This window comes from Paenibacillus favisporus, assembly GCF_040545415.1.
Lineage (GTDB): Bacteria > Bacillota > Bacilli > Paenibacillales > Paenibacillaceae > Paenibacillus_AQ > Paenibacillus_AQ favisporus.
In genome coordinates this window covers 534,269-547,743 of the sequence record NZ_JBEPLV010000002.1, presented here as the reverse complement: position 1 = coordinate 547,743, position 13,475 = coordinate 534,269, and the positions used below count along the sequence as shown (strand labels likewise).

At 53.5% G+C, this 13,475-nt stretch carries 13 protein-coding genes and 1 tRNA gene; 5 read left to right on the top strand and 9 right to left on the bottom strand.

What is annotated here, in order from left to right; genetic code table 11:
* Nucleotides 1–407: 407 nt before the first annotated feature.
* Both ABID47_RS10625 and ABID47_RS10620 read right to left on the bottom strand, forming a co-directional pair.
* On the bottom strand, nucleotides 408–734 hold the full coding sequence (locus ABID47_RS10625) for a hypothetical protein (protein ID WP_354496471.1): 327 nt from the start codon (nucleotides 732–734) through the stop codon (nucleotides 408–410).
* Nucleotides 735–1,197: 463 nt separating this feature from the next.
* Nucleotides 1,198–3,810, bottom strand: coding sequence for an adenosylcobalamin-dependent ribonucleoside-diphosphate reductase (locus ABID47_RS10620; protein ID WP_354496469.1), 2,613 nt, complete (start codon nucleotides 3,808–3,810; stop codon nucleotides 1,198–1,200).
* Nucleotides 3,811–4,262: 452 nt separating this feature from the next.
* On the opposite strand from ABID47_RS10620, the gene ABID47_RS10615 reads away from it, so the two are divergent.
* The 3 genes from ABID47_RS10615 (at nucleotide 4,263) to ABID47_RS10605 (ending at nucleotide 8,077) form a co-directional block, all read left to right on the top strand.
* Complete coding sequence (locus tag ABID47_RS10615) at nucleotides 4,263–6,008, top strand: DEAD/DEAH box helicase (protein WP_263880528.1); 1,746 nt, start codon at nucleotides 4,263–4,265, stop codon at nucleotides 6,006–6,008.
* Nucleotides 6,008–6,949, top strand: a complete 942-nt coding sequence (locus ABID47_RS10610) for a YqhG family protein (protein WP_354496467.1) — start codon at nucleotides 6,008–6,010, stop codon at nucleotides 6,947–6,949. The genes ABID47_RS10615 and ABID47_RS10610 overlap by 1 nt, the downstream gene beginning before the upstream one ends.
* Before the next feature lie 141 nt (nucleotides 6,950–7,090).
* Entirely contained in the window at nucleotides 7,091–8,077 is a 987-nt protein-coding gene (locus ABID47_RS10605) for a hypothetical protein (RefSeq protein WP_354496465.1), read from the top strand.
* Between the two features lie 100 nt (nucleotides 8,078–8,177).
* Here the strand turns inward: ABID47_RS10605 and ABID47_RS10600 are convergent, their stop codons facing one another.
* Entirely contained in the window at nucleotides 8,178–8,396 is a 219-nt protein-coding gene (locus tag ABID47_RS10600; protein WP_116232477.1) for a YqzE family protein, read from the bottom strand.
* 176 nt (nucleotides 8,397–8,572) lie between these two features.
* Between ABID47_RS10600 and ABID47_RS10595 the strand changes: the two genes are divergently transcribed.
* Entirely contained in the window at nucleotides 8,573–9,283 is a 711-nt protein-coding gene (locus ABID47_RS10595; RefSeq protein ID WP_354496463.1) for an N-acetylmuramoyl-L-alanine amidase, read from the top strand.
* Here the strand turns inward: ABID47_RS10595 and ABID47_RS10590 are convergent.
* Entirely contained in the window at nucleotides 9,258–10,166 is a 909-nt protein-coding gene (locus tag ABID47_RS10590) for a divergent polysaccharide deacetylase family protein (protein WP_354496461.1), read from the bottom strand. The two genes, ABID47_RS10595 and ABID47_RS10590, sit on opposite strands and share 26 nt — an antisense overlap.
* A gap of 176 nt (nucleotides 10,167–10,342) precedes the next feature.
* A tRNA-Leu gene (locus ABID47_RS10585) sits at nucleotides 10,343–10,427 on the bottom strand.
* 203 nt (nucleotides 10,428–10,630) lie between these two features.
* Here ABID47_RS10585 and ABID47_RS10580 point away from each other — a divergent pair.
* Nucleotides 10,631–11,092 carry a hypothetical protein gene (locus ABID47_RS10580; RefSeq protein ID WP_076170211.1) on the top strand — a complete coding sequence of 154 codons (462 nt, stop codon included), beginning with the start codon at nucleotides 10,631–10,633 and terminating at the stop codon, nucleotides 11,090–11,092.
* 58 nt (nucleotides 11,093–11,150) lie between these two features.
* Here ABID47_RS10580 and ABID47_RS10575 read toward each other — a convergent pair whose 3' ends face one another.
* The 4 genes from ABID47_RS10575 to ABID47_RS10560 all read right to left on the bottom strand — a co-directional run bounded on the left by ABID47_RS10575 (nucleotide 11,151) and on the right by ABID47_RS10560 (nucleotide 13,441).
* Entirely contained in the window at nucleotides 11,151–11,366 is a 216-nt protein-coding gene (locus tag ABID47_RS10575) for a hypothetical protein (protein ID WP_076170212.1), read from the bottom strand.
* Between the two features lie 372 nt (nucleotides 11,367–11,738).
* Nucleotides 11,739–12,068 carry a hypothetical protein gene (locus tag ABID47_RS10570; protein ID WP_076170213.1) on the bottom strand — a complete coding sequence of 110 codons (330 nt, stop codon included), beginning with the start codon at nucleotides 12,066–12,068 and terminating at the stop codon, nucleotides 11,739–11,741.
* 118 nt (nucleotides 12,069–12,186) lie between these two features.
* Complete coding sequence (locus tag ABID47_RS10565) at nucleotides 12,187–12,759, bottom strand: xanthine phosphoribosyltransferase (RefSeq protein ID WP_076170214.1); 573 nt, start codon at nucleotides 12,757–12,759, stop codon at nucleotides 12,187–12,189.
* 91 nt (nucleotides 12,760–12,850) lie between these two features.
* Complete coding sequence (locus tag ABID47_RS10560; RefSeq protein ID WP_354496457.1) at nucleotides 12,851–13,441, bottom strand: DedA family protein; 591 nt, start codon at nucleotides 13,439–13,441, stop codon at nucleotides 12,851–12,853.
* Between the last annotated feature and the right edge of the window lie 34 nt (nucleotides 13,442–13,475).

Genomic DNA, 13,475 nt, shown 5'->3' with positions numbered 1-13,475 from the left:
CCATTGAGGAACAGGCGAAGGACATGTGTGTTTTGTTACAGCTCATACAAGAGCGATGAGAGGGAATCTATCTAACTTTCTCTCATTTTCTCTATTTTCTTTTTCTTCTATTTCCCTATCATTACATCCACTCTTACGAGCACTTATTAGGTCGGGTATTTTTGTATACGTATACACGTTAAATCCTTATTTTGACTGAATTTATACGCGATATGATATTTACGTATACATATACATAAAGATCAAATTGCTGCTAAGGAAATAAGAATCTCGGCATTAGTAAGGTCGATGACGGTGCACTTATGCCGAGAGTTCGCTCTATTGAGCACCTACGTGGTTTATGTTTATGCTCGCTGTCAATCTTGTCAGCATCGGGAATGATTCCTGGCTCATATAGCTAACAATAATTAATGTTCTTCTCTTTTATACTTTAAAATCCATAGATTGATAGTATATAGCAAAGGTATTAATAGAGAAAATTTGGGAATGCCGTGTCCAAAAAAAGTCAAATAACTTAATAAAGGAATAGTCCATATCTCAGCTATTAGCAGCATACTGAATGATGCCTTTACTACAGCATAAGAGGCAAGCGATGAAGGCAAAAGCAAAAAAAAGATAACAACCAAATATTGAATATCTCCGGGATCTGTGCGAAACCAAAAAATCAAAAATACGGACAGAACCATTCCTAAAATTGATCCAATAATGCCCAGGACACTTCCTTTCGTTCCCACTAGATTCCCCTCCAACTATTGTGTGGTAATGAAATGGTAGACACCGACCAAAATTAATAGACATATTACAACAACGAATCCAATCAGAAAATTCTTTAGCATTGTCCCTCCACCTCAATTACCATTATAATCCATTTTAGGTAATAAGTAATTATAAAAAAAAGCATGTGAGATCCCATTTGGCGATTAGTCTTGTTCATCTAAAATAAAAACGAAGCGTTAAATACCGCTTCGTTTTTTTGTAAACCTTTTTCAATTAATGCGAAAAAATGTAAGAATCTTTTTCAAACTTTATCGAAACAGCTGATCTTAGAACCCACTAGGATTTCACTAAAACCCAGTCGTGGCCCACGTTTAACTAGCCTAAATTCCCAAACTTTATTTTCACTTTTGCAAACCTTTTGAAGGATTACAGCTCACTTCTAACCAACTCTCTATCATCCTACTATCATTACATCCACTCTTACGAGCACTTACTGTACCCGCAGTTGCCGCAAGTCTTGCAGCCCTCGATATTGATCAGCGCCGCAGCCCCGCAGGACGGGCACAGGTCCACCGACGCCTTCGGCGCATCATGGCTGTGCGAGTGTGTGCCGCCATGGTCTGCCGTCTCCGGTGCCAGCGTAGCTGCCACGGGAGCAGGCTCTGGGTGTTCTTCGTCGATGCCGCTCTGCACATGCGCTTCCAGCGCCTTGGCGACCGCGTCGGCGATCGATTCCACGCGGTTGACGCCAAAGCCGATCGCGCCGGACCCGCCGATGCCCTTCAGGTGCTTGATCAGCAGCTCCACTTTGTGTCCATGGTCGCCGTAGCGGAGGAACAGGGAGCAGACGCGGCCCAGCGCTTCCGCCATGGCGAACACATCGGAGCCTGCCTTGCCTACGTTCAGGAAGATCTCACTCGGAATGCCGTCGAGGTCGTTGATCGTAATGTACGCCATGCCGAACGGCGTATTGATCTTATAGGTTGCGCCGCGCAGCACCTGCGGCCGGCGCTTGTACTGCTTATCCACTACGGAGCTCTGGCTGCTTGCCACGGCAGCGGCTACCTGGGCACCCGCCTGCTCTGCGGCAGCCGGTACGGCAGCCTCGGAGGCAGCTGTTTCTGCAGCCGGAGCGGCCTTCGCTTCGCTCTTGTCTTCCTTCTTCTCCGTTTGCAGCACCTGCACGTCGCGGCTGCCGTCACGGTAGATCGTCACGCCCTTGCAGCCAAGGTCGAACGCCAGCTCATACAACCGCTTCGTTTCTTCGACCGTGAAGTCGGCCGGGCAGTTTGCAGTCTTCGAGATGGAACTGTCGACCCAGCGCTGAATAGCAGCCTGGGCGCGGATATGGTCTTCCGCCGTCAGATCCATCGCCGTCACGAAGTAATCCGGCAGTTCTTCGCCCGGATGGGCGTCCAGCCAGTCCTGCGCGATCGGTACAAATTGCTCGTCGAAGCCGAGTCGGCTCTGACGGAAGTATTTAAACGCGAAGTACGGCTCGATGCCTGTTGACGTGCCAACCATCGTTCCCGTGCTGCCGGTCGGCGCTTGGGTAATGACGGTCACGTTGCGCATGCCCTTCTCACGGATGGCTGTGCCGACTTCCGGGAACGCCTCGGTCATATTTTTCATAAATCCGCTCTGCAAATACGGATCCGCATCAAACGCCAGGAACGAGCCTTTCTCTGCCGCAATGTCGGCCGATGCCAGGTATGCTTCGCGGGCGATAAACCCGTACAGCTTGTCGAGGAACTCGAGCGATTCCGGACTGCCGTACCGGATGTTCAGCTTGATCATCAGCTCCGCCAGACCCATCGAACCGAGGCCGATCCGGCGCTCCTTCTTCTGGTTTTTCTCGTTTTCTTCAAAATGGTACGGCGTCGTGTCGATAACGTTATCCAGGAAACGCACGGAGTAGCGCGTCACCGTCGCCAGTTCGTCCCAATCCACATCATGCTTCTCTTCATCGTAGAACTTGGAAAGATTCATCGCAGACAGGTTGCAGACGCCCCATGCCGGAAGCCCCTGCTCGCCGCACGGATTCGTGCAGATGATCGGGTTGAAGTACCAGCTGTTGGACATCTGGTTGTAATATTCCATAAAGACGACGCCCGGCTCGGCCGATTTCCATGCCGATTCGATAATCGTATGCCAGATTTCGCTCGCCTTCACCGTCCGGTACGGAATGACAGCATGGCCGCCCTGCTTCCATTTCTCAAGGTCGCCGTCCCACAGCTCGTCGTAATCCGGATCCGTCGTATCCGGGAATACCAGCTCCCAGTCCAGATCCTCCTTGACCGCCTTCATGAAATCATTGCTGACACAGACGGAAAGGTTGGCGTTCGTCACTTGTCCCATCGTCTGCTTGACCGTAATAAAGTCGAGCACGTCCGGGTGCCAGTCGTTGATCATGAGCATCAGCGCGCCGCGCCGGCTGCCGCCCTGCTCAATCAGGCCGGTCGTGTAGCTGAACAGTCCACCCCAGGATACCGCACCGCTCGAGGATCCGTTCACGCCCTTGACCACGGATCTGCGCGGACGGAGCGAGGACAGATTGATGCCGACCCCGCCGCCCCGCGCCATAATTTCGGTCATCTCGGACAGCGTCGCCATGATACCGCCGCGGCTGTCCTTCGGCGAAGGAATGACGTAACAGTTAAACAGCGTCAGCTCGTCACTGGCACCCGCTCCGGCGGCGATCCGCCCGCCCGGAACGAGCTTCCAGTCTTCCAGAATGTAGCGGAACTTCTCTTTCCACTCGGCCTGCAGCTCCGGCGTCGGTTCCGCCGATGCCATGGCCCCAGCCAACCGCTCCCACATTTCCTCAGGCGTCTTCTCGATGTTCAGCGTCAGCTTCTCGACGTCCGTCTCCACCAGCTCGCCGCGGCGTGTTTTTACCGTCGCCCGTTTCCCCTCGCGCGATACGATCTCGCCGACTTCCTTTGTCGGAAACTTCGGATCATCCTTGGTCAGTACGAGAACGACATCTCCTACTTTAGCGTGATTCGGGTTAGGGTCCTTCCATGCATACCGGTCCAAAAAGATTTTTTCGCTTAACCCCTCAAGCTTCTGTTTGCTTTGAACTTGATTCACTGTTACATTCTCCTCCCATGACTGGTTCTGCCGAACGAATCGGCTCCGGTTCCGATCAGCGGATATTGTCGGTCTGCCGCCTGCGCTAAAAGTGCCGGTTCACTTCCGGGAAAGGCTTGTATGTAGCCGGGTTCCTTCCAATTAATAAACGAAATAACCCCATTTAAAACGCAAATCCGCTCGTCATGTACCATATATTGTGTGCATAGATGATTATACTATACCACATATTGTTACTCCACGCCTTAATCCTGAAATTTAGACCATGAAAGCTCTTCACTCTGGGACAACCTTTGCTTTTCTCCGCCAATCTCACTTTTTTGCTTCAGTTCCTTTGAAAAAAATTGTGAAAATCAGCGGATGCCTTCAACCATACGGAGGTTATGAACTCTCCGGTTTACGTGCATACTACTGTTACGCGAGATTACGAACCTATGAAGGAGGTACAAGGCTTGAAAACTTCTCATCTCGGTAGCGGGGCGCAGGCCGGGGACCTTCCCGTTCCCCTGAATATTGACCGCAGCTGGCTGGATAACCTGGAATCCCGCCTGGATAAAGGCGGCCCCTGGGGTGACTTCCGGCTGTTTCAGCTGGCCGTTCAAGGCGAAGAGGCGCGGCTTGTGACGAGCTTTGACGAGCTGCAGTGTGTGAAGCATTTGCAGGACCTGTCCCCCCTTCCCCATCAGATCGACACGGCGCGGAGGGTGCTGTTTGAGATGTCCGGCAGAGCCATTCTGGCCGATGAGGTCGGACTGGGCAAGACGATCGAAGCGGGACTCATTTTAAAAGAATACATGGTGCGCGGGCTGGTATCCAAAGTGCTGATTCTGGTGCCCGCCTCCCTGGTGCTCCAGTGGGTCCGCGAGCTGAACAGCAAATTCGGCATCCCGGCGGTCGCGCAGAAAAAGGCGTATTCCTGGCATTCCGACGTCGTCGTCGCTTCCATGGATACCGCCAAGCGCGAGCCCCATAAGGACATGCTGATGGAGCAGGAATACGACATGCTCATTATCGACGAGGCGCACAAGCTGAAGAACAAGAAAACGACGAACTATCAATTTATACAGAAGCTTCGGAAAAAGTACTGCCTGCTGCTGACCGCGACGCCGGTTCAAAACGATATGAGCGAGCTCTTTAACCTCATTACGCTGCTGAAGCCCGGCCAGCTCGGGCGGCAGGGGGATTTTGCGGCCAACTTCGTCGTCGGCAAACGGCAGGCGAAGAACGAGGGTCAGCTCCGGGACGAGCTCGCCAAGGTGATGATCCGCAACCGGCGCGGCGAAGGTCCTGTGCAGTTCACCAAGCGGACGGTACGCAACGTCAGCCTGCAGCTCTCTCCTGAGGAGCAGGCGCTGTACGACGGTGTAACATCCTTCGTCAAGAACCAGTACAAAGCGTCCGGGGGCAACCTCAGCAGCATGCTGTCCCTGGTCACGCTGCAGCGCGAGGTGTGCAGCAGCCGGGACGCGGTGTTCCTGACCCTCGTGAACCTGTCCAAGAAGATTCCGGACGACTCCCCGCTCACCGCCGAGGTGTGGGAGCTGGTGAACGCAATCCGGAACATCAAAGCGAACACGAAGGCCGAAAAGACGATCGAGCTGATCAAGGACATGAACGAAAAGGTCATCGTGTTTACCGAATACCGGGCGACACAGGAATACCTGCTTCAGTATTTTCAAAAGCACGGCTTGTCCTGTGTGCCGTACCGCGGCGGAATGAACCGGGGTAAAAAGGACTGGATGATGGACCTGTTCCGCGGCCGGGCCCAGGTCATGATCGCTACCGAAGCCGGCGGCGAGGGCATCAACCTGCAGTTCTGCCACCATATGATCAATTTTGACCTGCCGTGGAACCCGATGCGGGTCGAGCAGCGGATCGGCCGAGTCCACCGGCTCGGGCAGCAGAACGACGTGAAGATTTACAACCTGTCCACCACCGGAACGATCGAGGAGCATATCCTGAACCTGCTGCACGAAAAAATCAACATGTTCGAGACGGTCATCGGCGGCCTGGATGTCATTCTGGAGCGTTTCGAGAAAAAGGAATCGTTCGAGAAAAGCCTGTACAAGCTGTTCCTCGAGTCGGAGTCGGATGAGGAAATCCGCAGCAAGGTCAGCTCGCTCGGGCAGTCGCTTGACCAGATCAAGCGCGAGATCGAATACGAAGATGCGGAAACCGTCATTGAGGAGGAAGCTTGATGAGCCTGTCCCCGCAGGAAGTTCAGAAGCAAGTGCTAACCTATCTGGAGACGACCGAATGCAGCATTATCGAGAAGTCTCCTTATCACGTGACCGTCAAGCTGTCACCGCAGGCGGACAAACAGCTGACCAACCGCCCCTACTACTGGGGCTTTATTGAACGGACGGGGGCGGAGCCGGAGACTCTCTCCTACACCTTCGTCTTTGACCCGGACCAATATAACGAACAGGCGGCCAAAACCCCACCGCCTTCAGCGCAGCCTCAGCCGCAGGACAGAATTCTGTCGAGGTATTTCGGGGTGAATCCGGCAGGGCCGCGGATCGGCCCGGGGCGGATTCCCCGCGAAGACGTCACATACGGCAGCAGCCGGCTGCAGCAAATTTGGTCCGTAGCCCGGCAGGAGGGCTCCTGCGTATACCTGTTCGAGCAGCCGGGCCCTTTGCAGCGGGAGACGCTGTTCTCCGCCCCCTACGAGCCGTGGCTGGGCGTCTGCTTCAAGGTCGAGATGACCTGCGACGTGAAGAAAGAAGCGCTCCACTTCATCGGCATCTCGCTGGTGACGGGGCAAATCGACCAACAGTTTGCCCGGCGTCTGGATAAGCTTCAACTCGGGCCGCGGCTTCCCGAGAATATCCACATCCAGCCGGGAAGCCTCTCGCTCGCAGGCGCAGCCAATCTGCTGGAGAAGCATATGAAGGATCAGCTGGCGGGCGAGGATTACAGCTGGGCGGAAGCCGCTAGGGAGCGCCTTAGGGATGAGCTTGCAGTGATCGACATGTATTACGAAGACCTCCTGAAAGAAACCGAGGAGGAAAAGCTTACGGCCATCCGGGAGCAATACGACAACCGGCGCAGCGAAATGACATGGCAGTATGAACCCAAGGTGAACCTGTCCGCCATAACCTGCGGTCTGTTTCACTTAAGATCCATCCGTCCATGAGCATTTGACCTCCCTCGCTAAAAGAAGGCAAAAAAAGACCCGTGCCCGTGCCCCAAAGCCCGACACCTTGCAACAGCCTTTTTACGGCTTGTCCGATACAATGATGTCAATAAAGCTCTGAAATCGAGGAGGGTGAATGTGGTGAGGATGGTATCTCTCGCTTTAAAAATGACGGCGTTGACCTGTGCCGTCAGCTGCGCCTGGCCGGCATGGGGTTCTGCGGTCCCGCAATCGGCCGCAGCGGTCGGCATCGCTGCCGCCAAGGCGGCAAGCCCAGCGCGGACGGCCTTGCTTCGAATCGCATCGGGATCGGACATGCAGGCAGTGCCCGCGCCGCTGGAGAGCTTTGCCGGCTCCGTCGTCCGCGAGCTGTCCGCGCAGTCCGAGTTTCAGCAGTGGGACGGCGCCGCCATCGACTATTACCCGCTAGGGCCCGGCACCCACAGCTGGCTTGCGATCGTTTCAAAGGATAGCAAGCAGCTGGGATATTTAATATTCACCGCTAGGGAGGAAGGCGGGTATATGCTCAGCGAGTACGGCAGCGGTCCAGCCATCCCTTACAGCAGCGATGCGCTCCATGACCGGTTGGCTGAGGATGGCCTTATTCCCGATCACCCCGGCCTCCCCGCAAACGTTCAAATCCAAGCTCAATATTCGGCAATGCTGCCGGTTTGGAAAGTGACCCTGACCGGCAAGCCGGCCATGTACATCAATGCGCTGACCTTGGAGCTTCTGCCGGCAAATGCCGTTTCCGCCAGCACCGCCTCCGTTTCTAAGACGGCAGTCGTTACCAATCAGAACGGTCTCCGGCTCGAGGCATCGTCACCTGCTGCGAAGATAGATGGCAACGATCCTTATGACGACCTGCTCTGGATGACCTCCCCTCGGCTGAACATCCGCCGCGGAGACGATCTGCTGAAAGCAGTCGCATCCGGCAGCAGCCTGATCTTCACCGCTCCCGGCCGTAACGCGTCCTATGGGGCGCCGTTTGCGGTAAGCGGGATTCAGACATGGTCCCCGGCCTCAAACGCTCCTGCGGTCAGCTACGCGGCCACGGGACGTGCCGGAACCCGATACCTCCCTGTCTCCATGCTGATGGCTGCCGGAGAATTTCATGCCCGCCCCTAGATCCGCTGCATGATTAGCTGTTCCTGCCCTTATCGCATTTCCTACCCAAAAAAGAAGCGGACCTCGTATCCACACGAGGTCCGCCTTCTTTCATTTTCGTTCAGTCATGAAGATTCCGCATCTTGATTTTTCGCCGCTTGGGATGGCGTTTGTCAGCCGCCCGGCCTCCCCATTGGGACAATCCGAACGGGATCATGCCGAACCATTTGACCGTCCACGGCTCTTTATATTTTTGCTTCCTTCGTTCTTCCTTGGGTGTTTCCATGTAGTTGACGACGCGCTCTGTAATGTATTTTACAAGTTCATCTCCACTGGCCATTTCCATTCCTCCCACAATGCCAAATTACAGCTCTGCTATGCTCTTAGTTTGCACAGAGATACTGTAATCTAAACGGAGGAATGCGGACGGTGCATTTTTTACCGTTTATTGCACATTCTAACTTCGACATCAATTTTTCGCTCAAATCCCGTTTATCGAAAGGAGGGCCATCCTCTATGCCTATCAAAAGCTTGATCGCCGCCTTCCTCCTGATCCCGGCAATGTTGTGCGCAGGCAGCTCGTCCGCTTGGGCCGCAGGCCCTGGTGACCAAAGTACGAACGCCTATCCGGAGCATCCGGCTTTTCCGCATGAAGTTATTATCGTGGATGCAGGACATGGCGGTGTCGACGGAGGGACTTCATTTCAGAACATTCTGGAAAAGGACATTAACCTCGCCATCGCCCAGAAGCTGTTTATGCTGCTGCGCAGCCAGGGGTACGACGCGGTCTTGAACCGGACGGCTGATTACGCCCTCAGCGACGACAATCACTGGCTCCGCAGCTCTTCCCGCCATAAACGCGATCTCGCGCAGCGCAAGGAACTAAGCCATCAGCTGCCGACCCTGATCGTCGTGAGTCTTCACGTCAATTGGGGCCGCAATCCTTCAAAGCACGGGGCGCTTGTGCTTCACCAGAACGAAGGGCGCAGCGTCCTGCTCGCGGACAGCATTCAGCAGCAGCTTAACCCGCTGTACCAGACGAAGGGAAGCATCCGGCTGGGAAGCCCGTTTTACCTGCTGAACCAGGTCAAAGATCCTGCGGTTATCGTAGAGACCGGATTTCTCAGCAATGCCGCAGACCGGGCGATGCTGTGCAATCGGCGCGGGCAGCTCAAGATCGCGCAGGCCATCGCGAACGGAATCAACTATTATTTGACGGCAATATAGGCGCCGGCTTCCAATCCCAGATATCCCGGACGAGATCGCTGATTCCTACAAAAGATACGGAATTCTGCATACCGGTGATGCTTTGGCGAATGGCCTCCGCCGTCTTTTTCCCCTGCACGCCGACATGCCCGATCGTTACACAGTTCTGATGTTCGCTCGCCCAGGTTTCAACGGCTTTCATTTGTTTGCTGACATGGCTGACGGTGTGCCGGTCGTCCAGAAATATGTTATTGGCCACCGGAGGCATTCCCATCTGAACGGCCAGCTTTCCGACAACGGAATGGTAGTTGGTCTTGCTGTCCACGAAGAACAACCCACGCTCGCGACAGACCTCCAGCACGATGGACATGATCCGTTCGTCTCCGGTAATCTTCGATCCCATATGATTGTTCATGCCGACCGCATACGGCACGTTGTCGATGGCCTCCTCCACCCGTTGGCGAATCTCCTCATTGCTCATATTGGAGGTAATGGCGCCGGGACCCAGCCACTTGGGATTTCCCTGCTTGGGCTCCATCGGCATATGGACAATGACGTCATGCCCCTGCTTATGGGCCAGCTCCGCGTCGGTTTTACTGGTAGGAAGAAACGGCATGATGGCCACGGTCAGCTTGATCGGCAGGGACAGCATTTCTTCGGTTCCCCCTTGCCCGTTCCCGAAGTCGTCGATGATGATCGCAACCTTTTTATCCGGCTTCATGTCACTTTGCCGCTTGTCTGCCGCGGGCTGCTCCGCTTGCTCGTTGAAGACCCGCTCCGCCGCCAGTGATCGTTCCCCATCCGCGAAGGCGGTTTGACCAGAAAGCGCAACCGTAAGCGCCAGTCCCGCTGCCGCAATATTCCGCCAGCCGTGATGCAGCTTATTGAAAGATGATGTACTCAAGCAACTTCCTCCTTTACTCGGTATCTCCACGATGTGGTTTCATTGTTTGAGGAAGTTGGAGGAATTATGTATAGCAAAAATCCCCGCTACTCCCCCCTCAGGAAAGTTACGGGAAATAACAAATAACACAAAAAGGCGTCCCCCGCTGTTCAAAACGGGAACGCCTTATGTATGTATGCGGTCGAGAGGACTCGAACCTCCACGGGGGGTTAGCCCACACGGACCTGAACCGTGCGCGTCTGCCAATTCCGCCACGACCGCAAATCGGTCGGTCACTCTTTGAAAGATTCAATCTTTCGCGGCGACAAGATAGATCATACCATGCTGGACAGGTATAGTCAACACTTTTTCAAAAAAAGTTTAATCTCCTCTTCATTCTGAACAATTTCCAGTTCCTATCTATTGAATAATCCAAGCATTTGCGGGTAAAATAAGAACATAAGTTCGTACAGGTGGTGATATGTATGGCAGCACCCGGCATGACGTCGGAAGAGGCATCGCTGATTAAGAGTTATCTGCTCCTGATTTTTATTCATAAAGTTTTCGAACGGGACATTCGGATTATGGAGGAGAGCGGCGTATTCAAGACGCCCCAGTTGTATTCGGAACTGATTGTGAACGGCGACCGGCAGGCCGGCACGCTGCTCGCTGAAGTCAAGCGGGAAATGAGAAGACGCAAGATCCGGATCCTGCGAATCTTACAAGATGATACCGGGGTCAGGGCGGAATATTCCTGCAGAGGCTATACCGACGAAATGAATATCCTCTGGCCGGCTTTTCGTAACGAGATGCTCGTCCGGATGAGAGTTTATCTCGGGCTGGATCCTTTCTCTCCCGAAGACCGTTCTCTCCTTCCCGTCTCTTCTTTTACTCACCATATGGACCACCCCGCTGCTCCCTATTTTCAGGAGGGCTCCAAACCATAAGAGCCGCCTGGAGTCCCCCGATATGAACCAAGGGGAACCGAACCAGACGGCTCTGCTATTATTCCAGAGGGCTTTGACGCGGAGCGCTCGCAGGCTGGAACAAGTAGTTCCGGTCCAGCTTGACCACTTTGCGGTTGCGGCGGCGGATCAGCACCTGGCTGCCGTCCCAAGCTACAACAATCCCGGTTACATCATTGCTTTCGATGCCGTCGCGAACCACCCGGACCTGCTCTCCGGATTGGCGGTATGCATCCAATTCCTCATCGCTGATCATCTCCAATCCTCCTTTGATTCTGAAGCAATCTCTTCATGTAATGAATATGGATAAGTATATGCTTTTCCCGCATATCTTACAATGGAATCGGTGTTTACCGACCTTTATTATACACAAGACTGAGCGGGTTCAATGGCATTTTTCGTTAAAGTCATCCCGCATGATTAAGAAAACCTCTATCGACGTACCTTCAAAGAAGACAGACCGCGTTAAAAGGTAATTTTTCTTGCAATATCAGGAAGCAATGCTCTGGCGTTTACACTTTTCTGATATTATAAGAAAGGACCAGCAGCCAATCGGCCGCTGATCCTGAATGTGTTGGTATAAAGGTGTGTATATTAATCAACTGAACCTCTCGGTGACGCTCAGCAATTAACGTTGTGCGTGTTCTTTACTGTCGTTCTTCTCGTACCAATAATCGAGCACCGTCGACGACATCACTCGTTTTTCCAGATATTCAACTTGATGAGGGGTAAACAATTCCTTCCAGGAGAAGTCTAGCTCATCACACATGCCCACGATGGTCAGCAGTTCTGACCAGGCCACGTAACGTTTATACCAAAAAAACTGAGGATGCTCTATAATATAGGGATAGAGGTCATCGAATTCGGTATGCTTGCAATCAAGCGCTCTTTCAAAGTGATCCTTTGCTTTGGCCAATTTATCAATGAAATACTGTTCGGTTACCGGTTCTTTCCCCATTGTGCTGCCTCCCCTCATGATCATCTAATACATATTATAAGCCAAAAGACGGCCGGTTGAAAGAAATTGTTTCGATTTATCCGCGGAAAATGCGGCGAAACGGGCTTTCATCCCGGGGTTAATCGGCAAAAGTGATGACGCCGCCTTCGAGCGACTGGATACGGACGAGCGGTTCAATACTTATGCCCTGCTCCCGGATGGTCCGGGCCCCTGCCTGAAAGCACTTCTCTATGACGACACCAAGGCCGACCAATTCCGCGCCGGAGCGTTCGATAATTTTGATAAGCCCCCGCGCAGCATCTCCGTTTGCGATGATGTCATCGATAAAGAGCACTTTATCCTGTTCGCTGATATAATGACGCGACAGCATAATATCCGTCACGATCCCTTTGGTAAACGAAGGAACCCGTTCGCAAAGAGCGTCCGGATCGGCCAGCAGCGTCTTCTTGCGGCGGGCGAACACCAGCGGCACGCCAAGCTCGTAAGCCGTCGCAAAGGCCACCGCAATCCCGGACGATTCCACGGTAACGACCCGGGTCACACCGGCTTCAGCAAACCGGGATGCAAACTCTTTTCCCATCTCCATCGTCAGCTGCGGATCCACCTGGTGATTAAGCAGACCGTCCAAGTTCAGCACCTGATCCGAAACGATGACGCCTTCTTGTAAAATTCGTTCTTTTAACTTATCCATTTCAATAGCCCCCTACGCCGTTCCTTTGACGTAAAAGTAACATATCTTGGGCTCCCACTTCAAGGGGAAACTCCATACATAACTTCAAATGTCAGCGTTTCTTCCACCGAAATAAACAGACGGCCGTTCCGAGTGCAAGAAGGGCCGCAAGCAGCCCGATCCGGACCGTGGTGTGCGTCATCCTCCCGGCAATTTCGTTCCAATGATATCCAACAGCATGTCCGATCAGCATAAAGATGGTGCACCACAAGGCGGCACCTGCTCCCGCATACACCACATAAGCCTTGACAGGAAGTTTCGTCGTCCCCGCGATATACGAAGATAAATGCCGGAGTCCCGGCAAGAAGTAGCCGACGATAATGCTTAGTGATCCATAACGCCTGAACCACTTCTCCGCCCCAGCCAGCCGCTCCGGAGTCATTCTTACCCATTTTCCATACCGGTGAAGCAGAGGTTCCCCGACCAGGCGTCCAAGAGAATAGCTGATCATCATCCCGGTCATGCTTCCCAGAAAAGTGACGGCCAGCGCGCCGGCAAAGTTGAACTCACCCCTCGCGGCCATCCCCCCGAAAGCAACAATCAGCGTTTCGTCAGGCACCGGAATACCCAGAATGCCCAGGGCCAGCAAAAAGTACATGGCGGCATACCCGAAATGGGCAATGTAAAAGGTAATCCCTGCCATACCAAAGCCTCTCTTTCCTATCGGTGTATCTATT